The following is a 20,064-nucleotide window of genomic DNA, read 5'->3' as shown; positions in this document are numbered from 1 at the left end:
GGACCCCTTGTGGTCGGTGGGGGAACGGCGGAAGGTGGGCGGATGGGGCCGGCTCAGGGGCCCGGCGGAGCCGTCTGGGAGGCCGTCTGCCGGGTCGCGAGCAGGTCCAGGAAGTGCTCGCGCATCCGGGCGCGGTCGGGTGTCACCCCGGTGATCAGCCGGAAGGCGTCCACGGCCTGCCCCACGGCCATGTGCCCGCCGTCGAGCACCCGGCAGCCCTTGGCCCGGGCGGCGACGACCAGCTCGGTGTCCACCGGGAGGTAGACCACGTCCGCCACCCACTGGCGCCCGTCCAGCAGCGCGGGATCGACGGGGGTGCCGGGGTGGTGGTGCATGCCCACGGGGGTGGCGTTGACGACCCCGTCGGCGGCCGGGACCAGCTCGGGCAGGGCCCCGGCCGGGGCGGCCACCACCTCGCGGCCGGGGAAGACCGCCGCGAGCGCCGCGGCGCGCTCGGCGGCCCGGGCCCCGTCCACGTCGAACAGGTGCAGCGTGCGCACTCCCGCGGACAGCAGCGCGGCGGCCACCGCCGAGCCGGCCCCACCGGTGCCGATCTGCACCACAGTGTCCCGCGCCGCGCCCGGCAGCTCGGTGGTGAGCCCGGCGGCGAAGCCGGACTGGTCGGTGTTGTGGCCGACGAACCGCCCGTCCCGGACGAGCACGGTGTTGACCGCGCCCAGCGCGGCGGCCGCGGGGGTCACCTCGTCCAGGTGGGAGAGGACCAGCTGCTTGCAGGGGTGGGTGATGTTGAAGGCGTTGAAGCCGAGCTCGCGCCCGGCCCGCAGCAGCTCGCCGACGTCGCTGCCCGGGCGGCCGATCACCTCCAGGTCCACCGGCCGGTAGAGGTAGTGCAGGCCGTGGTGGGCGGCCTCGGTCTCGTGCATCGGCGGGGTGAGGCTGGCGGTGATGCCCGCCCCGATCAGGCCGACCAGGTAGGACTCGGTGACGGTGCTCATGGGGCTCCTCGAGGTTGGTGGACAGGGCGTGGCCCGTGGCGGAGGCGGACCGGGGCGGACGGGCCGGGGCGGGCTCAGGCCCGCAGCGGCAGCTCCAGCGCGAGCGTGGCGGCGGCCCGGCGCAGGTCCGGCACGTGGGCCTGCAGGGCCTCCTGGTCGGCCCGGAAGATCGGGGCGGCCAGGGCCACGGCGGCGACCAGCCGGTCCGAGGCCGACAGGACCGGGACGGCGACGGCCGCCATGCCGATGTCGTTCTCCTCCTGCTGCCCGGCCCAGCCCTGGCGGCGGACCTGGTCGATCTGCCGGCCCAGCTCTGCGCGGTCGGTGATCGAGTGCTCGGTGCGCGGGGTCAGCTCGATCGTCCCGAGCAGGTGCTCGCGGGTGGCCGGGTCGGTCCAGGCGAGCAGGACCTTGCCCAGTGCGGAGGTGTGCAGGGGGCCGCGGTCGCCGGGGTCGGTGGTGGTGCGGAACTGGGGCCCGTCCACCTTGTGCACCGTCAGGAACCGGTCGTCGTCGAGCACGGCCAGGATCGAGCTCTCGCCGGTGAGGTCGGTCAGGCGCTGGAGGACCGGCACCGCCGCCCCCTCGAAGCCGCGGTGGTGGGCGACCTTCTGGCCCAGCTGGTAGATCCGCAGGCCGAGCCGGTACCGCTTCTCCCGCCGGTCGTAGCTGGCGAACCCCGTCTCGACAAGGGTGTTGAGCAGCCGGTAGGCCGTGCTGAACGGATACCCGACGGCGTCGGCGATCTGGCCGGCCGTCGCGCCCTCGGGGTAGTCCCCGAGCAGCGTGAGCAGCCCCAGGGCTTTGCCGACCGTGCCGGACTTCTCGGTTGCCATAGGCACCTCCCTTGACGCCCAGTGTGATCTGGAACATGCTGTGTGTCCAGCATACAGAAACAATTGCCGATATGTGGAAATCGACGGAAAGTCGACCCGATGGCCTCCAGCGGGGACCGACGGACCGCCGCCGCACCCGGCCCGTCCTGCCCGTCCTTCGAGTGAAAGACCCCGACCATGACTCACGCCTCGCCCCCGGCCGCCCACGTCAAGACGCCGAAGAAGGCAGCGCTTGCCAGCTGGATCGGCTCGGCCCTGGAGTACTACGACTTCGCCGTCTACGGCACCGCCGCCGCCCTGGTGCTCAACCATCTGTTCTTCCCCCAGGACGCCTCCCCCGGGGTGGCGATCCTGCTCTCGATGGGCACCGTGGGCGTGGCCTACGTCGTGCGCCCGCTGGGGGCCCTGGTCATGGGTCCCCTCGGGGACCGCCTGGGCCGGAAGTTCGTCCTCATGCTGACGCTGTTCATGATGGGCGGGGCGACCTTCGCCGTCGGGTGCCTGCCCACCTACGACCAGGCCGGGCTGCTCGCCCCGGCGCTGCTCGTGCTGTGCCGGGTGGTCCAGGGCCTGTCGGCCTCCGGCGAGCAGGCCAGCGCGATCTCGGTCTCCCTGGAGCACGCCGAGGAGCACCGCCGGGCCTTCACCACGTCGTGGACCCTGCAGGGCACCCAGTTCGGCACCCTGCTGGCCACCGCGGTGTTCATCCCCTTCACCCTCCTCCTCACGGAGGAGCAGCTGTTCAGCTGGGGCTGGCGCGTGCCCTTCTGGCTCTCCGCCGTGGTGGTGGTCGTCGCCTGGGTGATCCGCCGCCGGCTGGAGGAGCCTCCGGCGTTCGAGCAGGCCAAGGCCGCCCTGCCCGGGGAGAGGCCCGCCACCCCGCTGTCCCTGATGCTCAGGTACCACAAGGCCGCCGTCCTGCGGATCGCCGCCGCGGCGATGATCAACACCGTCAACGTCGTGTTCCTGGTGTGGTCCCTGTCCTTCGCCACGTCGGTGGTGGGCCTGGAGCGCTCGACCATGCTGTGGGTGTCCGTCGCCGCCAACGCCCTGGCACTGCTGATGATCCCCGTGGCCGCGACGGTGGCCGACCGGGTGGGGCGCAAGCCGGTCTTCCTCGCCGGGGTCATCGGCCCGGCCGTGATGGTGTACCCCTACCTGGCCGCGGTCTCGGCCGGCAACTGGGTGCTGATCTTCGTCCTCGGCGCGATCCTGTCCGGGTTCTTCTACTCGATGGCCAACGGCATCTGGCCGTCCTTCTACGCCGAGATGTTCCCCACCCGGGTGCGGGTGACCGGCCTGGCCATGGGCACCCAGATCGGCTTCGCCGTCTCCGGCGGCCTCACCCCGGTCATCGCCAGCTCCCTGGCCGGCGCCGAGGGCACCAACTGGATGGGCGTGGCCCTGTTCGTCAGCCTCGCCTGCGCGGTCTCCGCCGCGGCCGCCCTGACGGCCACGGAGACCAAGGACCGGACCCTGGGGCAGATCGACGACCTGCACACCACCCGCACCGAGGCCCTCGAGCTGGTCGAGATCGACCGGGCCGGCGGGAGCTCCCGCGCCTCCCGGTGAGCCGGACCCCGCTCGGCGTCAGCCGGCGGCCGTGACCGGCGGGGTGGCCGACCAGGGGAAGACGATCCACTCGTCGGTGGCCCGCCACACGAAGTCCGGCTCCACGACCGAGCGGGGCTTGGCGTAGATGACCGCGGAGCGCGCCTCCGCGCCGAATCCGCGCAGCAGCTCGAGCACCAGGGCGAGGGTGCGCCCGGAGTCGGCCACGTCGTCGACCACGAGCAGCTTGCGCCCCGCGATGGACTCGGTGTCCAGCATGGGGGCGAGCAGCACCGGGTCCGGCAGCGTCTGGTGCACGTCGGTGTAGAACTCCACGTTGATCGCGTCGGAGAGCTTCACCCCCATCGCGTAGGACAGGGCGCCCGCCGGGAGGAGGCCGCCCCGGGCCACCGCGATGATGATGTCCGGGAGGAAGCCGCTGTCCACGACGCTCCGGGCGAGTTCCTGGGTCGCCTCGCCGAAGCGCTCCCAGGTCAGGATCTCCTTGCCCTCGAGCTCCAGGGCGTCCGCGTGATAAGCCATGGGCTTCAGGCTACCCGAGCGGGACGGCGGTTGGAGCGGCCGCGGCATTGGTAGTAAGTTCGCTGATCAGATCGTCGCGTGTCGCCACCCCCGGCGGCGCCCCCCACCGGAGAGGACGCCATGACCCCGCAGCGCACGGAGGGCCGCACGGCCCTGCTCGTCATCGACATGCAGAACTCCTACTTCGACTTCCCCGAGCTCGAGGAGCAGCGGGAGTCCGTGACGGCGAAGGTGAACGAGCTGATCGCGGCGGCCCGCGAGGGCGGGTGCCCGATCCTGCTCATCCGCACCCAGCACGAGCGGGACCGCTCCACCTGGACCGTCAACATGCACGACGACGGGCAGGGCTTCGCCTACCCGGGCACGGAGCAGTCCCAGTACGTGGCCGGCCTCGACACCGAGGGCGGGGTGGGGCTGGTCAAGACCCGCGACAGCGCGTTCTTCGACACGGACCTCGCGGCCCGGCTGCGCAACCTGGGCGCGAACCGCCTGGTGCTGTGCGGGATCTCCACGCACAGCTGCGTGGCGCAGACCGCGATCGACGCGTTCGCGCACAACTTCCGGGTCGCCGTGGCCCGGGACGCGGTCGCCTCCGAGAACACGGACCTCTCCCAGGCGCTCCTGGCCTTCCTGGAGAACGAGATGCGCCAGGACATCCTGCACCAGCCCGACTCGGTGGCCCGGCTGCGCGGCTGAGTGCCCGCGGCGTTGCCCGCCGCGTCCGGGAGCGGGCTCAGGAACAGCAGGAACAGCCGGGGCCGCACTCCTCGGCGCAGTCGTCGGCGTCCGCGCCGACGAGGACGGCCGCGGGCGTGCAGCAGGCGTCCCCGCGCCAGGCCTGCAGACCCTCCCGCACCGCCACGGCCGCGATCACCAGTGCGGCCGCGGGATCGGCCCAGGTCCAGCCCAGGGTGCTGTTGAGCAGCAGCCCCACCAGCAGCACGGCCGAGAGGTAGCTGCAGAGCAGGGTCTGCCGGGAGTCGGCCACCGCCGAGGCGGAGCCCAGTTCCCGGCCGGTGCGGCGCTCGAACCAGGACAGCACCGGCATGACCACCAGGCTCACCGCGGCCAGCCCGATCCCGACCGGCGAGTGCTCCGGCTCGGCGGCCCCGAGCAGGGCCCGCAGGGCGTCGACCGTGACGAACGCGGCGAGGCCGAAGAAGGAGAGGGCGATCACCCGCATCGCCGCCCGCTCCCGGCGGTGCGGGTCGGGCGCGGCGAACTGCCAGGCCACGGCGGCCGCGGAGAGGACCTCGACGACGGAGTCCAGACCGAAGCCGATCAGCGCCGAGGAGGAGGCGACCGCCCCGGCGGCGAGGGCGACGACCGCCTCGATGACGTTGTAGGTGATGGTGCCGGCCACGATCCAGCGCACCCGCCGGTGCAGGACCGACCGGCGGTCGGTGGTCAGAGGCGTGGATTCCGGGGCGCGGGAGCTCATGCGCAGGTGCAGCCTTCCGGCGAGCAGCAGTCGGGGTCCACGGTGACCACGAGGTCCAACAGGTCCCCGAGGGCGCCGCCCAGACGGGGGTCGGCCAGCCGGTACCAGGTGCTGCGCCCCTCGCGGGCGGAGGCCACGAGCCCGCAGCCCCGCAGACAGGCGAGCTGGTTGGAGACCACCTGCTTCGACACGCCCAGGGCTTCGACGAGGTCGGAGGGACGCGCCGGGGCCTCCCGCAGGCTCAGCAGGATCCGGGTGCGAACGCCCTCCGAGAGGGCGTGGCCGAGCCGGGCCAGGGCGGCGGAGTGGGTGCTGGTCACTGTGGTCACCCTCTGACAGTACACGCTTCCATGTACCGTGCGGGTGCCACGCCTGCGGGGACCGGCTCGCGGCGGGGACCAGCAGGACGGCGCCGACGTCGGCCCGGTCGGGCTCCCGCGAGGAGCCCGGGACGTCCGTGTGTGTCGCATTGCGTCGGGCACCTCGGTGCCGTTCCCCGGGACGCCCCGGGGCGTCCGCCTCCCACTGCTCCCCGGCAGGCTCGGGGCAGGAACGGCGCGGCGCACCGGGTGCGGACGGCCCCCGGCGGAGGGCTGCGCGCCGCGCACCGGGTCGCGCCGTCCACCTCCGACCCCGCACGGACCGGGTCCGACGCCGATGCCGGTCACATCTGCAACAGGGTTTTTCCAAGAGCCCGTCCACATATTTGCGATGTCATCACCACCGCTCTGTGAGGAGACATCATGAGCACGTCAACCAGCCCCCAGGAGCTGCTGCGGGACCCGCCGCCAGGACTTCGCTTCCGCCGGAGCCTTGCGGTGTCCCTCGCCCTGGCCCTGGGCGCCACGGGCGTCAGCGCCGCCGTCGCCGTCACCAAGGTCACCGAGACGAACAAGCAGCAGCTGACGGCGGTCGGCCCGGTGAGCAGCAAGTACGGGTTCCCGGCCTGGTACGAGGACCGGACCGGAACCCGGCTGGAACTGTGCGACGACGGCACGAACCCGCTGTGCGGCCTGGCCCCGGAGGAAGGGTTCGATCCCGAGCAGCCTCTCGCGCTGCCCGGCAACTTCCCCCACGAGATCTTCTACATGCTGGCCGGGTCCGAGCTGGACCTCCCCGGCGGCGGGAGCGCCGTGCTCACGCTCGGGCTGGAGGCCGCCTTCGCCAACGAGGTGGCGCCCGGGGAGCAGATGGTGTTCGCCCGGCAGCGTCTCGTGGTCAAGGACGGCCCGGCCAACAGCACGCTCTCCTTTCCCCACCCGTACGGGACCATCGAGGTCGACACCGACGCCGAGGGCAACGCCAAGCTCGTGGAGGACATCTCTCCCGCGGTCGGCAACTTCGAGACACCACTGGGGAGCAACCTCGGACCGTTCCTGAAGTGGGACACCGGTGCCCCCGCGGGCTACCTGGGCAACCCGGACGTGCCGCACCGGATCGTGGGCGGGCTCCGGACCACCTTCTCGGTGTCCGGCACGAACGCGGCGACGGGCGAGGCCGTCGCCGCGAGCACCGACCAGTTCACCGTCCAGGGCAAGATCGCCACCAACACGGGAGTGAAGGCCGAGCAGGCCGTGGCCACCTCGGACGCCACCGGCACGTACCTGGACGTCTTCGCCACCAGCCGCGGCGACACGCTCGAGGTGTCGGGGCAGGGCATCGCCACCACTCCCCTGGAGAAGGCGCCGGGGACCTCCGAACTCGCCTACGCCCGCGTGAAGGTCGACGGGGCGCTGCCGAGCGAGGTGACCGTCACGAACCTCGCCGACGACCCGCAGAGCACCAGCACGGTGGGCGTGAGCGACGTCTCCGTGCCTACCTCGGCCACCTACGACGGCACGAAGCTGACCGTCGTGGCGAGGACGACCTCCGGGTCCGCTCCGAAGGTCGACGGGTTCGGGGACACCGCGCCCGGAGCTGACGGCACCTACCAGGGCTCGTTCGACACCGTCGCTCCCCCGGTGAACGTGACCGTCTCCACCGGCACCAGCAAGGCCACCGTTCCGGTCGTCGTCACCGACGGCCCGGTGTCCCCCGTCGGGGTTCCTGCACCCCCCGAGGGCGAGGACCCCGGTCCCGTGACGGAGACCGAGGGCGGCACCCCCGGCACCGGCACACCGGGCACCGGAACTCCGCCCGCCGACGCCGAGGAGCCGACCGCTGCCATCGCCCCGCTGACGGCCTCGGTGCCCCGCGGCATCGCCACCGAACTGGACGGCAGCGGCTCGACGGACAACGCCGGCGCCGTCACCTACGAGTGGTCCCAGGTGAGCGGTCCCGAGGTGGCGTTCGACCGGAAGGACGTGGCCAAGCCCAAGGTCACGGTTCCCTTCTTCACCACGACCGGTGCCGCGGCACCCGTGGCGCCGGACGCGAACCCGGTGCTGCAGCTGGTGGTCACGGACCCCGCCGGCAACAAGAGCGCTCCTGCGACGATCACGCTGAACAGCGACGACGAGGTCACCATCGCCCCGGGGGCGAGGTTCCGGGCCGGCAAGGAGTTCCGGCTCGGCGGCACGGCCGTCGTCCAGGGCGCTCCCACGCTGCTCCAGCCGCCCACGTCGGTCAACGTCTACGACATGGCCGCGGACGGGACGTCCAAGCGCAAGCTCGGCACGGCGCAGGTGGACACCCTGGGCAACTGGGAGCTGAGGCTGCGGCCGGCGCCCAGCGGCACGGTCGCCAACGTGCTCGTGCAGTCGACGCGCGGCGGCGAGGCGAGGGGGGCGGTCGCTGCGGGGTGACGCTGACCGGATAGGCCACTCCCCGGGCCGGGCCCGTGCTCCGAGAACTCTCGGAACACGGGCCCGGCCCGTACCCGTACCCGGACGTGCTGTGCCGACCCGTGCCCCTCCGGGCCGGGGCGTGCCGGGGCCGCCTCCCGCGCCGTCGTCGGCCGCACCGGGGAGTCCACGCGGTCCGCCGGGGTTCGGCCTCCTGGCGAGGACGACGGCAGGCGTGGCCTCGTGGGGTGAGCGGCTTCTCCGTCGGTCACCGGCCCGCGCGCACGGACCCGCCCTGCCCGGCTGGGCAGGGCGGGTCGTGGTCGGCCGGTCCTGGTCCGCCGCGGCCGGCGCGGCGGGGCTCACCCCGCAGGTTCGGGCTCCACCTCGACGTCGTCCTCCGCGTGGAGCTCCTCGTTCTCCTCGGTCTCCTCCGCCCCGGGATCGTCCTCGGCGCCCTCGTCCTCGTTGCCCACCGGCATGTTCTCGAGGGCTCCGGCCATCTCGAGGAAGTCGCCGCTCCGGAAGGGCGTCCGCTCGGGCGCCCAGCCGTTCGGGGCGTTGAGGAACGACGTGCGGTCCAGGGAGAGGATGCCCAGGATCACCTCCGCGACGATCCTCCCGCCCACCGGGCCGAGCGTCCGCCCACCGAGGAGCTCCGCCTCCTTGAGCACGTAGAACCACAGCGGCGCCCGGCCGTTCCAGCGGGGGTCCGTGAGTCCGAGCCTGTCGTTGGGGATGGGGGCCAGGCCCATGGCCCTGGCGACGTCCTGGCCGGCCGGCAGGCCGAGCCGCTTGCCCCGCAGCAGGTTGCGGTGGGCCAGCGAGAGGATGGCGCCGTCGACGTGCTGGACCACGGTGGGTGGGAGCTCGTCGAGCGGGAGCGCGAGCTTGGTGTCGATCAGCCGGGTCATGTTGCGGTCGTCCGGCACGCTCATCCCCGGGACGTCGAAGAAGTAGTTCCAGTCGGCCCGCGCGATGGTCGGCAGCGGGCGGGACCCGCGGAGGTCGTGCGACGGGTTCCCGAAGAAGGGGATGGTGACCGCGTCGTGCATCTCGTACTCGGCGCGGATCATGCTGTGCCCGAACCGGTACGCGGCCACCGAGTACTCGATGGGCATCATGGGCCGCGTGAGGTTGCCGGGCTTGTAGAACCTGCAGTCCACCCCGGTCGGCCCGCCCCGGCGGGGCCTGAGCATGCTGTCCACCAGGGCCTTGCCCGCGATGCGGGGGAGGAAGTCGTGCACGATCAGCCACTGGTAGTGCCAGCGGACCAGCCGCTGCGCCTCGTCGAACGTCCTGCCCTCGTCGACGAGCTTGTTGTGCAGCTGCAGGAAGGTGAGGTGGAACTGGGCGACGATGAGGTTCTCGTCGTTGCGGTGGTCCCCGATGACCGCCGTGCCGTCGGCGTTGCGGGGCAGATCCGGGAATCCGTCGTGGTTCCGACCGATGCGCAGGCGCCGCGGATCCGCCGGTTCGTAGAGCTGCGGGTCGGCGGCCGGCCCCCGCCCGTAGACGGACCCCAGCTCGAAGAACGGGGTGTCGAAGTTGGTGAGGCCCTTGGGGTCCACCTCCTGCAGCGGCATGGGCGTCCGGTCGAGCGTCATGTCGTGGTCGATGAACTGCCCCAGGTAGGCGTAGCCGGCCGGGATGTCCGGGTTGTCGAACCCGTCGTTGCTCAGCGAGACGTCGGCCAGAGGTGGGGTGCGGTCGACCATCTGCTGCGCCAGGTCGGCGAGGAGCTCGTCGCTCGGGGCGAAGGCGGGGAGCTTCTTGAACATGACACCGAAGCGTCCCTCCTTGGCCCGTCCCGCGGTGATCGCGATGTCGGAGCCGCGCGGTGCCCCCACGCCGTGGCCGGACCGTGCCGCGCTCAGGATCGGAGCGGCGGCGGGCCCCGCCGCGGGCGCCGTGGGCGCGGGCTTCCTGGGTGCGGCGTGCGCCGGCCCGGCGGCCGGCAGCGTGGCCAGGCCGGCCATCACCCCGCCGAGAACGCCTCGGCGGGAGATGCCCCCGGTCGCCGTCGTCTCCTCCGGCACGCGGGTCCTCTTCGTGGCTCTCATCGGATGTTCCTCTCCCCCAGGCAGTGCATGTGCGAACAGGAAACGACGCAGGTCTTGGAAATACCTTGCGGAACTCCTGTTCGTGACACGGGGAAGCGGGCCCGGGGCGAGGGGAGTGGTTCGTCCCGGGCCCGCCGCGGTGTCCCGCGGGCGGCGGCGCTAGGGCCAGGGCAGCAGGACCGTGGCCTCCAGGTCCTCGGCCGGAACGCTGCCGAAGTGGCGGGAATCGACCGACACGCCCCGGTTGTCGCCCATGACGAAGACGTGGCCCTCGGGCACGGTGACCGGCCCGAAATAGGTGCCGTCGATCCGGCTGCGGTCCACGAACGGCTCGTCGACCGCCACGCCGTCGACGACGAGGACGGAGTCCTCGATCGCCACGGTCTGGCCACCGGTGGCCACCACCCGCTTCACGGTCGTGCTGCCGTCGTCGGGGTGGGGGAACACCACCGTGCTGCCCGCGGACACCCCGGCGGGGTCGGGGCCCGGTTTCAGGAGCAGCGCGACGCTCCCCTCCCCCAGGGTGGGCTCCATGCTGTCCGAGGCGACGACCACCGGCGCCACCAGCCAGATCCGGGCGGCCAGGACCAGGGCCAGACCGAGCAGAACCGCCCGGAACGTCCCGCGCCCGCGGTGCCGGCGCCGGTCCCCGGCCTCCTGGACCGCGAGCGGGACCGTGCTCAACGCTGCCATGTCGGCTCCTCTTCTCGTCCGGGAACGGCGGCTCCGCCGTTCCCGTTCGGCTGCGGCATCGACATCACGTCACCCGTTGGGACGCTGCCGCTTGGGCTGCGTCCTGCCCGACGTCTTGGTCGGGGTCGGGGTCGGTGTGGATGACGGGCTCGGTGTGGAAGCCGGGCTCGGTGTGGATGACGGGGTGGGCGTGGGTGTGGGCGTGGGTGCCGGTGCAGACGTCGCGCTGGGCGTGGCCGACGGTGTCGGTGCCGGCTCGGGCACGGTGGCGGTCGTCCCCGAGGGCACCGCCGGGGCCGCCGTCATCGGGTCGTTGGGGTCCGGGTCACCGGGCTCCCCCACTCGGAACTGCACCATCATGTCGTGGTCCTCGTGCACCAGGTTGTGGCAGTGCACCATGTAGCGGCCCTGGTGGGGCCCGAACTTCACGAGAAGCCGGACCGTCTCGTTCTCCCCCACGTAAACCGTGTCCTTCGGCCCCTTCTCGTAGGCGAACGGAGCCCTGCCGTTGCGGCTCAGCACCTTGAAGTCCACCAGGTGGATGTGCATGGGGTGGAACCATCCGCCCGAGCCGTTCTCGAACTCCCAGATCTCCGTGGCGCCCAGCGGCACCTCCGCGGCGACCTTGCGGTAGTTGCTGGCGATCACGTCCGCCCAGGTGACCCCGTCGATCGTCCACGTGCCGTTCTCGCGCTTGACCCGGAAGCGGCGGGTCCTCGTCGCCTGGCTCTCCTGCAGGTTCATCACCTCGCTGCCGACGAGCGTGGTGGGGATCCTGTTCCAGCTCGGGTCCGCGGTGTCCACGGGTTCGTCCACGACGTCGAAGGCCATGATCTTGTTCGTGAAGTCGTAGTCCACGTTGTTGTCGTTGGACAGGTTCTGCAGCTCGATGCGCTGTCCCGTCCGGTACTTGCTGAAGTCCACCAGGAACTCGTAGCGTTCGGCGCCGGCGTGCCGGTACTCCCGGACGGGCTGGGCCGTGGGCATCAGGCCGCCGTCCGTGGCGACCATGACCAGCGGGTCGCCCGTGCTGAGCCTGGGCCGGAGGGAGCGGGAGATGCAGCAGTTGAGGAGCCGGAACCGGTAGACCCGCTTCTGCACCTTCATGACGGGCCAGGGCCTCCCGTTGACGAGGATGACGTCCCCCCACAGCCCCGACTGGCTGTTGTCGTCGTAGCCCAGGGCCCCGTTGGCCGCGAACATCGCGTCGGAGACCGTCAGCGCGACGTCGTACTTCCCGCGCGGCAGGAGCCGCTCGGAGTTGGCGTCGTGCATGTGGTACTGCCCCGCCAGACCCGAATAGGCGTTGAGCGCGGTGTGATGGACCCCGTGGTCGTGGTACCACAGGGTCCTCGCGCCCTGGAAGTTCGGGTACTTGTACGTCTTCTGGAATCCCGGCCGGGTGATGTCGCTGGCGTAGCCGTCGTACTGGGGCAGCGAGGCGGAGCCGTGCAGATGCGTGGAGGTGTCCAGGCTGTGCCCCCCGAGGGCGTGCCTGGCCGGCAGCTGGTTGACCACGGTGAGCTCGACCTTCGTGCCCTGGTAGACGTCGATCGTGGGTCCGGGGAAGATGCCGTTGTAGCCGAGGATGGGCGTGAGCAGACCCGCCTTCGGCAGGATCTGCGCCGAGGCGGCCTTCTCCACCACCGTGTAGTGCCGCACGGTCTTGCCGTCCGCGGGATCGACGGTGTCCGGCGACGAGGGCCCGAGCACCGGGGCCTGGGTGAAGTCCGTCCGGAACGGCCGGGGCATCAAGGATTCGTCGAGCGCGCTCGCCGACTTGGCGTTGACCGCCGTGGTCGGCACGCCCAGAGCCGCGCCTGCGACCCCCAGCCCCCCCAGCAGCAGGACGTTTCTTCTCGAGACAGCCATGATGTCGTTCCCCCTTGGACCGGGGCCGCTGCGCTGAGCGTGGCCCCGTGTGCTTGGACAGTGCGTGTGGGGGAACGGCCCGGCCCCCCGGACGGGCCGTTCCTGCGGCCTGCGTCCTCAGCCGCCGCTGTGGTGATCGGTGCCCATCGAGAGACGGACGTCGCCGGCGCCCTCGAGGGTCAGCTCCAGGGCTTTGTCGGGCACCTCGAAGACCAGCTCCGCCTGCAGCGTCTCGCCCTGCGCGAGCGAGGCCGCCGCCGACGACGCCCAGACCACGGGCGCGCGGCGGCCTCCGAGCCGGTCCACCGCGTAGTCGTCCGCGGTGAACTCGAGCCCGTCCGGATCCATGGCGGTGAGCTCCAGCAGCACGACCACCTGGTGGGCGCCGCGCGGGACGTCGCCGGTGAGCTCCGCGGGGACCTCGCGGCCCTCCAGAGCGGCGAACTCCGTGTACGGCATCACACCGTGCAGCCGGGCGAGCCCGCCCGGCACGGTACCGGAGGCGCCGAGCATCGTGCTCGGCTCGTCCTCCGCGGAGAGGAGACCGCGCCCCAGCACCAGGAGGAGCGCCAGCAGGAACAGTGCCGGCGGCATCCACCGCCGGCGGCTCCGCCGGACCGGCGACGCGTCCGTGGTGATCGATGCTTCCTGAGTGGTCATGGCACCACGCTCGGGACACGACCTTGGAGAAACGTTGCGGTGACGGCTGTCGGCCCGGGAGCACCGCCCGCCGGGCCGGCGCCCCGGGCGTTCATGACGATTCGTGGCGTCGCCCGCGGGGTGCGCGCCGGATCAGCGGGTGCACGCGCTCGCCCGACGCGCGTCGTTCCCGGGCTCCCGGCCCCGTGCTTCCGGGGCCGGCGGTCCCACCCCCCGAATGGGGGGGGGATGCGCACCCCCCGTTCGGGGCTGACGGACAGCGGCGGCCGCCCACCACACTGAGGCCACTTCGGGGGGAGTGATCATCGTGAACATGTCAGCCGTCAACGTACGATCCGCAGCCGGGGCCACGAAGGCCCGGCTCTCGGTACAGGTCATCGGGCCGCTCGTGGTCCGGCAGGGGAGCCGGGTCCTGACGTCCAGGGAACTGGGCGGGCCCCGGCAGCGGCAGATCCTGGAGATCCTGCTCCTGCAGCTGGGGACGCCCGTGTCGAAGCACCGGCTCGTCGATCTGCTCTGGGGCGGGCGGGCACCGGCCGCGGCGCTGACGACCCTGGAGAGCTATGTCAGCGTTCTGCGCCGGCACCTCCAGCCCGGGGAGTGCAGGAGCGGCCCGCTGAAGACCACGAACGGCGGGTACGTCATGGACGCCTCCATGGTGGAGCTGGACCTGTCCCGGTTCGACCGCCTCCTGGAGGCGGCCCGGCAGGCCGCGGCACCGGAGGCGCACTCCCTGCTCCGCCGGGCCCTGGACATGGCCTCCGCACCGCTTCTCGGGGACGAGCCGGACTCGGAGTGGCTCGAGGGCCAGCGCAACGCCTACACGGCCCGCGTGACCGAGGCCCGCGTGCTGTCGGCCGAGACCGGCCTGGAGCTGGGCCGCTGCCCGGAGTCCGTCGCCCAGGCGAGGAGGGTACTCGCGGGCGATCCGCTGCACGAACGCGCCTGGACCGTGCTCGTGCTGGGACTGGAGCGCTCGGGCCGTCATGTGGAGGGCCTGCAGGAGTACGACCGCTGCCGCCGGATCCTCGGCGAGGAACTGGGGTGCGCTCCGGCGCCTGCCGTGCAGGCCGCCTACGGGCGCATGCTGCAGGCGACGGCGACGACGGGCAGTGAGCTGGGACTGGCCCTGTCCGCCCTCCTGGTGCTGCACGGCCCCTGCGGTGACACGGAGTGGTTGCCGGGCGCACCGCCTCCGCTGGCGCGCGAGGAGGCCGCCACGGTCCTCCAGGCCTTCCTGGGGCGCACCCTCGCCCCGGCCGGCTGAGGCGGGCGGCACGGTGGACCGGTGCGCCGGGAGATCGACCCGAAGAGCATGCCCCCTCGTCAAGCGCCGAAATGGGGACACGTGCCCAGCTGGTGGCAGGGATTTGCGATCGGCATACTACTCGTACGTAATGCACGGGTTGCCGGGGGGCTGGTCGGACATGGCCGAGGGGCTGGGGGAAGTGCACGATGGGCGCACCTCGATACTGGTGGTCGACGACCACACCACGTTCGCGGAGCTCCTGACCGGCGCGCTGCGCCAGGAGACGGACCTGCACGCGGTCGGCGTGGCCGACGACGTCGAGTCGAGCGTTCGCCTGTGCGGCATGCTGCGGCCCGACGTCGTGGTCATGGACTACCACCTCTCCGGCGGCAACGGGGTGACGGCCGCCGCGCGGATCCTCCGCGAGCGGCCGGGGACACGGATCGTCATGCTGACCGGGGACCCGGCGCAGCACGTCCTGGAGGCCGCGGCGGCCACGGGGATCTGCGCCTTCCTGCCGAAGGACGGCTCGCTCGCGACGCTGCTCGAGACCATCCGCAGCGCCCGCTGCGGCACGATGGCGGTCCACCCGTCGTTGCTGGCCGCGGACCACCCCAGCCGTCGTGGGGGCGCCGCGGTGCCGGCGCTCACCCAGCGCGAGCTGCAGGTCCTGCAGCTCATGGCCCAGGGCCACAGCGTGGGCACGAACGCCCGGCTGCTGAGCATCAGCCCGAACACCTGCCGTGGCTACGTGAAGACGATCCTCGCCAAGCTGGGGGCCCACTCCCAGCTCGAGGCGGTCGCCGTCGCCTCGAGGCTCGGCCTGCTGACGGGCCGGTCATGAGGCGCCTGCTCTCGCGCCCCGAGCGCCCTGGGCACACGGCCGGGGACCTGATGTCCGACTGGCCGGTGGCTCCACCGGCCCTGGCCACGGACCGGTCCGAGGTCCGGACTGCCGTGCAGCGGTTCCTGCTGACCGGCCTCCTGGTGCTGCTCGTCGCCGCGGTGCCCGCGACCTGGTGGATCCGGGCCGTGGCCGAGGAGCATGCCGTGGAGCACGTCCTGCGCGTCACCCAGCGGTTGGCCGACTACGCCGTGGCGCCCTTGATCACCGACGACCTGCTCGCGGGCGACGCGGCGGCCACCGCCCAGCTGGACGTCCGGCTGCAGCCCTGGCTGGACGACGGCACCATCCACCGCATCAAGATCTGGGACGAGGACGGGACCATCGTCTACGCCGACGAGCACGAGCTCATCGGCCAGAACTACGGCCCGCCCTCCTGGGACGACGATCTCGTGGCCCGGGGCGAGGGGATCGCCACCGTCGAGCACCAAGAGGGCGCGGAGAACGCGCACGAGTCCGGTGCAGGACGGCTCGTCGAGGTCTACGTCGGGTTCGTGCCGGTCGCCGGGGAGCAGCTCGTCTTCGAGGCCTACTACGACGACGCGATCGTGCAGGACGAGCAGCGCTCGGTGCTCATGGGCATGGCCCCCGCGCTCCTGCTGACGCTGGTGCTGTTCCAGCTGGCCCAGCTCGCCCCGGCCGTGGGCCTCGCCCGGCGGATCCAGGACCATCGGGCGGCCCGGGCCCGGCTGCTCCAGCACGCCGTGGACGCGGCCGAGCTGGAGCGCGTCCGGGTCGCCCGGGACCTGCACGACGACGTGATCCAGGACCTCGCCGGGCTCTCCTACGCCCTCGAGGCCCAGGAGATGCATGCCGGTCCGGAGCAGCGCGGCGTGCTCGGCCGCACCCGTTCGATCCTGCAGGGCAGCCTGCGCACGCTGCGCGGGATCACCACGGCCCTTTACTCGCCCGACCTGCTGACCCTCGGCCTGCCGAAGGCCATGGCGAACCTGGCGGAGCCGCTCGCGCAGCGCGGGGTCGACACCAGTGTGCAGATCGATCCCGCCGTGTTCCTCGCACCGGATCAGGAGGGGATGTTCCTGAAGGTGGCCAGGGAGGCCCTCGCCAACATCTCGAAGCACGCCCACGCCTCCACGGTCACGGTGCACCTCGGCGTGGAGCACGGGGCCACGGTGCTGACGGTCAGCGACGACGGCACCGGCTTCGACGACTCCGGCTCGTCGCCGGAGGGCCATCTCGGGCTGCGCATCATGCGGGACATCGCCGACGCCGCGGGGGCCGAGCTCTCGATCCGGTCCCGGCCGGGGGTGGGGACCACCGTGGTGACGACCCTGCCCCACGACGCGGTGACCGTGCGGCTCTGACACCCCGCGTCCTGTCCCGGCCGCCCCGGACACGGGGGTCGGCGGCGGGAGCTCAGCCGGTGGCGCCGGCCGGCAGGTCGGCGGTCATGTCCTCGACGTAGCGGCGCACCTCGGTGCCGAACAGCTCGATGCTGCGCGTCATCCGGGCGTGGTCCAGGGTGCCCACGGCGTACTTGAGGTCGAAGCGGGCGGCGCCCAGCGCCGCCGAGGAGCGCACGATCTTGCGGGCCACGGTCTCCGGGGAGCCCACGAAGTAGGCGCCCTCCGGGCCGCACATCGCGTCGAACTCCGCGCGGGTCAGCGGGCCCCAGCCGCGCTCCCGGCCGATCCGGGCGTGCGTGTAGGCCTGGTGGGGGAAGAACTCCTCACGGGCCTGCTCGTCGGTCTCCGCGACGTAGCCCGGGGAGTGGAAGGCCACCGGCTGCGGCTCCTTGCCGAAGTGCTCGAGGGCCTGGCGGTAGTAGTCCGCGAAGGGCGCGAAGGCGGCGGGGCTCCCGCCGATGATCGCGAAGATCACGGGCAGCCCGTAGTGGGCGGCGCGCACCACCGACTGGGGCGAGCCGCCCACGGCGATCCACGCGGGCAGCGACCCGGACTCGGTCCTGGGGTGGACCTCCAGCCCGCGGATGGGCGCGCGCAGCCGGCCCTCCCAGTCGATGACGCCCTCGGTGCGCAACCGGTCGAACAGCTGCAGCTTCTCCTCGAACAGGGCCTCGTACTCGTCGAGCGGATAGCCGAACAGGGGGAAGGACTCGGTGAAGGACCCGCGCCCGAGGATGACCTCGGCGCGCCCGGAGGAGAGGGCGTCCACGGTGGCGAAGCGCTGGTAGACGCGCACCGGGTCGTCGGAGCTGAGCACGGTCACGGCCGAGCCCAGGCGGATCCGCTCGGTCACCGTGGCGATGCCCGCCAGGACCGTCTCGGGCGAGGAGACCGCGAAGTCCTCCCGGTGGTGCTCGCCGATGCCGAAGAAGTCCAGGCCCACCCGGTCGGCCAGCGTGGCCTCGGCGACGACGTTGCGGATGACCTGGGCGCCGCTGAGCATCCGCCCGTCCGGGCCGGGATAGAGGTCGCCGAAGGTGTTGAGGCCGAGCTGGAGGGTCATGGCGGTGCTCCTCGTCGTGATTTTGTGGATGCATCCATAAAAGTCGCGGCCGGACGGTTCTATTCCGGGTGCCCATCCCGGCCCGCCGTCCCGGTCAGCGCGTGAGCCATCCCCAGGCGGTGTGCTTCTCGGGGCCCGGGACGCCGCTGACGATCCAGGCGATGTCGTCCGTGGAGAGTGGGAACGGCGGCGCCGCGTCCTGCTCGGCGGCGGGCTCGAGCTCGTCCACGTGCTCGAGGCTCCACAGCTCGGCGAACAGCTGCGTCGGCCCGCGCCGGTCCAGCAGCCGCTCGCGCACCTCCTCGGCCTGCTCGTCCAGGTGGTCCTGCAGGAATCCGGAGAGCTCCGCCGCGAAGGCGTCCGCGCCCGCCTCCGCCGGGTCGATCTCCCACGTCCGGCGCACCACCGTCAGCACCTCGTCGTCGCTCAGGGCGGCGCCGTCCCGGCGGGGGTCGGGGACCTCGGCCGGTGCCGGCTCGCCGGCGGCGACGGCCAGGAACCGCTCCTGGAGGGCGAGCAGCGCGGCCACCGTCAGGAGGTCGTCCACCCGGGGACCGGTCCCCGTGGCGGAGCGGCCCGGAGCGCCCTCATCCGCCACCGCCCCGTCGTCGTCGCCCGCGGCCGGAGGGGCGAGGAGAGCCTCCCAGGCGTGGCGCACCCAGGCCCAGACGCGCTCGGGGCCGGCGGCGCGGATCGAGGACGGGCGCCATCCGGCGGTGGCGGCGCGCCACCGCCCGTCCAGGGCGGGCTCGCCGGGGGCGGCTGCGGAGGGACCCGTGGGCTCGATGGGTTCGGGGGCGGGATGGCTGAACACGTGCTGCTCCTCGGTCGGTCGGGCAAGGCGGATCCGCCCCCAGCCGTAGGGCCCTGCCCCGCCCCGCACCCGGGCGGGGCGGCCCGCGACCACCGCGCCCCGAGCGCGGGCCCGCGCCCGGCGAATGGACGATCGTCCAGACTCCCGCGTCATAGGTCTTCATTCTCCCGGAACCCCTGGTCACAGCGGACTTCCCTCTGTTTACCTATGCAATGTCCACCAAAGGGTGGACAGCCGGTGCGCCTCCGGGCTGGAGACGACGCCGGCACCTCCCCATTTCCGCACCTCCCCCGGTGCCCCCAGATCGGAACGCGCTATGACCCCCCACATCGCGCGGCGGTTCCGCACGGCCTCTCGGCCCCTCGGTGCGCTCGCCGCTGTCGTCTCCCTGGTCCTGTCCTCCTTCCTCCTCGGCACCGGCCCCGCTGCGGCCGCCGAGACCCCGACCACCGGCTTCACCCGTGGTTTCACCGCGCCGAACGGCCTCAGCTCCACCTACAACCTGTACGCCGACGGCATCGACCGCTCGAAGCCGGTGGGCGTGGCCTTCTACTTCGACGGCGACGGCCAGTACTGGGCCCAGCGGCCGACCGGATCGGTGGTGCGGAACATGGCCCGGCACGCGGCCGCCCGGAACATGGTCCTGGTCGTCCCCCTGTCCCCGGACCGCACCGGCAGCCGCACCTGGTGGGAGAACATCGACGCCAACGGGGACTGGTTCCGCGCCCTGTCCGGCCACCTCGTCCAGCGCTACGGCCTGGACACCAACCGGGTGTGGCTGACCGGGTACTCCGGCGGCGCGGAGTTCATCACCATGGAGGTGCTGGCCGACAGGCAGAACTGGATCCGAGGTGGCGGTGCCGTGGTGATCGGCGGCGGCGGCGCCCGGAAGATGCAGACCGCTCCGTCCGCGGCCGTGAAGTCCCTGCCGATCCAGTGGGTCACCGGCGCGGACGACGTCGCCGGCGCCACGCAGCCCGCGACCTGGTCGGCCCTCGCCTCCGCCCGGCGGGGGCAGCAGAGCTACGCGGCCCAGGGCTTCACCCGCACCAGCCTCCAGGTGCCCGCGGGCGTCAACCACCACGAGTACGACCAGGCCGCGCTCCTCGACGCGGCCCTGCGGACGTACGGCAGCGCGTCCGTCCCGGCCCCGGCTCCCGTGGTCCCGGGCCCGTTCAAGGACGTGCCCGCCACCCACACCTTCGCCCCGGAGATCACCTGGGTGAAGAACCGCGCCGTGCTGCGCGGCTGGCCCGACGGCACCTACCGCCCCGCCCACCAGATGACCCGCGAACAGGTCGCCGCCGCCCTCTACCGCCTGGCCGGCTC

At 72.7% G+C, this 20,064-nt stretch carries 18 protein-coding genes; 7 read left to right on the top strand and 11 right to left on the bottom strand.

Annotation, left to right across the window (positions count from 1 at the left end; all coding sequences use genetic code 11):
- Positions 1 to 53 precede the first annotated feature (53 nt).
- Entirely contained in the window at positions 54 to 956 is a 903-nt protein-coding gene (locus BJF77_RS12870; RefSeq protein ID WP_075872420.1) for a shikimate dehydrogenase, read from the bottom strand.
- Between the two features lie 74 nt (positions 957 to 1,030).
- The gene (locus tag BJF77_RS12865; RefSeq protein ID WP_047802876.1) at positions 1,031 to 1,792 is read right to left on the bottom strand and encodes an IclR family transcriptional regulator; all 762 of its coding nucleotides are present in this window, start codon (positions 1,790 to 1,792) and stop codon (positions 1,031 to 1,033) included.
- A 177-nt stretch (positions 1,793 to 1,969) separates the two neighbouring features.
- Between BJF77_RS12865 and BJF77_RS12860 the strand changes: the two genes are divergently transcribed.
- Positions 1,970 to 3,364 (top strand): MFS transporter, encoded by a 1,395-nt coding sequence (locus BJF77_RS12860; RefSeq protein ID WP_075872419.1) that lies wholly within the window; start codon positions 1,970 to 1,972, stop codon positions 3,362 to 3,364.
- Positions 3,365 to 3,382: 18 nt separating this feature from the next.
- Here BJF77_RS12860 and BJF77_RS12855 read toward each other — a convergent pair whose 3' ends face one another.
- Positions 3,383 to 3,886: a phosphoribosyltransferase gene (locus tag BJF77_RS12855; RefSeq protein WP_047802878.1), complete on the bottom strand. Its 504-nt coding sequence runs from the start codon at positions 3,884 to 3,886 to the stop codon at positions 3,383 to 3,385.
- Between the two features lie 120 nt (positions 3,887 to 4,006).
- Here BJF77_RS12855 and BJF77_RS12850 point away from each other — a divergent pair, with 120 nt between their 5' ends.
- Positions 4,007 to 4,582, top strand: coding sequence for a cysteine hydrolase family protein (locus BJF77_RS12850; protein ID WP_075872418.1), 576 nt, complete (start codon positions 4,007 to 4,009; stop codon positions 4,580 to 4,582).
- Positions 4,583 to 4,619: 37 nt separating this feature from the next.
- Here BJF77_RS12850 and BJF77_RS12845 read toward each other — a convergent pair whose 3' ends face one another.
- On the bottom strand, positions 4,620 to 5,327 hold the full coding sequence (locus BJF77_RS12845) for a cation transporter (protein ID WP_075872417.1): 708 nt from the start codon (positions 5,325 to 5,327) through the stop codon (positions 4,620 to 4,622).
- Entirely contained in the window at positions 5,324 to 5,656 is a 333-nt protein-coding gene (locus BJF77_RS12840; RefSeq protein WP_075872416.1) for a helix-turn-helix transcriptional regulator, read from the bottom strand. The genes BJF77_RS12845 and BJF77_RS12840 overlap by 4 nt, the downstream gene beginning before the upstream one ends.
- Before the next feature lie 414 nt (positions 5,657 to 6,070).
- On the opposite strand from BJF77_RS12840, the gene BJF77_RS12835 reads away from it, so the two are divergent.
- Entirely contained in the window at positions 6,071 to 8,071 is a 2,001-nt protein-coding gene (locus BJF77_RS12835) for a hypothetical protein (protein WP_139318574.1), read from the top strand.
- 341 nt (positions 8,072 to 8,412) lie between these two features.
- Here the strand turns inward: BJF77_RS12835 and BJF77_RS12830 are convergent, their stop codons facing one another.
- The 4 genes from BJF77_RS12830 to BJF77_RS12815 all read right to left on the bottom strand — a co-directional run bounded on the left by BJF77_RS12830 (position 8,413) and on the right by BJF77_RS12815 (position 13,338).
- Positions 8,413 to 10,113: a heme peroxidase family protein gene (locus BJF77_RS12830; protein ID WP_083665147.1), complete on the bottom strand. Its 1,701-nt coding sequence runs from the start codon at positions 10,111 to 10,113 to the stop codon at positions 8,413 to 8,415.
- Between the two features lie 159 nt (positions 10,114 to 10,272).
- Complete coding sequence (gene lepB / locus BJF77_RS12825) at positions 10,273 to 10,806, bottom strand: signal peptidase I (protein WP_187347279.1); 534 nt, start codon at positions 10,804 to 10,806, stop codon at positions 10,273 to 10,275.
- 69 nt (positions 10,807 to 10,875) lie between these two features.
- Positions 10,876 to 12,678: a multicopper oxidase family protein gene (locus BJF77_RS12820; RefSeq protein ID WP_075872414.1), complete on the bottom strand. Its 1,803-nt coding sequence runs from the start codon at positions 12,676 to 12,678 to the stop codon at positions 10,876 to 10,878.
- Between the two features lie 117 nt (positions 12,679 to 12,795).
- A complete protein-coding gene (locus tag BJF77_RS12815; RefSeq protein ID WP_139318573.1) occupies positions 12,796 to 13,338 on the bottom strand; it encodes a hypothetical protein in 543 nt (180 codons plus the stop codon).
- Positions 13,339 to 13,651: 313 nt separating this feature from the next.
- Here BJF77_RS12815 and BJF77_RS12810 point away from each other — a divergent pair, with 313 nt between their 5' ends.
- The 3 genes from BJF77_RS12810 to BJF77_RS12800 all read left to right on the top strand — a co-directional run bounded on the left by BJF77_RS12810 (position 13,652) and on the right by BJF77_RS12800 (position 16,816).
- Positions 13,652 to 14,605 carry a bacterial transcriptional activator domain-containing protein gene (locus BJF77_RS12810; RefSeq protein ID WP_047802903.1) on the top strand — a complete coding sequence of 318 codons (954 nt, stop codon included), beginning with the start codon at positions 13,652 to 13,654 and terminating at the stop codon, positions 14,603 to 14,605.
- Positions 14,606 to 14,735: 130 nt separating this feature from the next.
- Positions 14,736 to 15,431 carry a response regulator transcription factor gene (locus BJF77_RS20845; protein ID WP_082157294.1) on the top strand — a complete coding sequence of 232 codons (696 nt, stop codon included), beginning with the start codon at positions 14,736 to 14,738 and terminating at the stop codon, positions 15,429 to 15,431.
- A gap of 50 nt (positions 15,432 to 15,481) precedes the next feature.
- The gene (locus tag BJF77_RS12800) at positions 15,482 to 16,816 is read left to right on the top strand and encodes a sensor histidine kinase (RefSeq protein ID WP_075872413.1); all 1,335 of its coding nucleotides are present in this window, start codon (positions 15,482 to 15,484) and stop codon (positions 16,814 to 16,816) included.
- A 52-nt stretch (positions 16,817 to 16,868) separates the two neighbouring features.
- Here the strand turns inward: BJF77_RS12800 and BJF77_RS12795 are convergent, their stop codons facing one another.
- Positions 16,869 to 17,921 (bottom strand): LLM class flavin-dependent oxidoreductase, encoded by a 1,053-nt coding sequence (locus BJF77_RS12795; RefSeq protein WP_075872412.1) that lies wholly within the window; start codon positions 17,919 to 17,921, stop codon positions 16,869 to 16,871.
- A gap of 94 nt (positions 17,922 to 18,015) precedes the next feature.
- Positions 18,016 to 18,735: a hypothetical protein gene (locus BJF77_RS12790; protein ID WP_075872411.1), complete on the bottom strand. Its 720-nt coding sequence runs from the start codon at positions 18,733 to 18,735 to the stop codon at positions 18,016 to 18,018.
- Between the two features lie 316 nt (positions 18,736 to 19,051).
- Between BJF77_RS12790 and BJF77_RS12785 the strand changes: the two genes are divergently transcribed.
- On the top strand, positions 19,052 to 20,064 hold a 1,013-nt coding region (locus tag BJF77_RS12785; RefSeq protein ID WP_139318571.1), incomplete at its 3' end, for an S-layer homology domain-containing protein.

The organism is Kocuria sp. CNJ-770 (assembly GCF_001942375.1).
Lineage (GTDB): Bacteria > Actinomycetota > Actinomycetes > Actinomycetales > Micrococcaceae > Kocuria > Kocuria oceani.
Note: the sequence above shows the minus strand (reverse complement) of the source record. Positions and strands in the feature narration are given on the sequence as shown.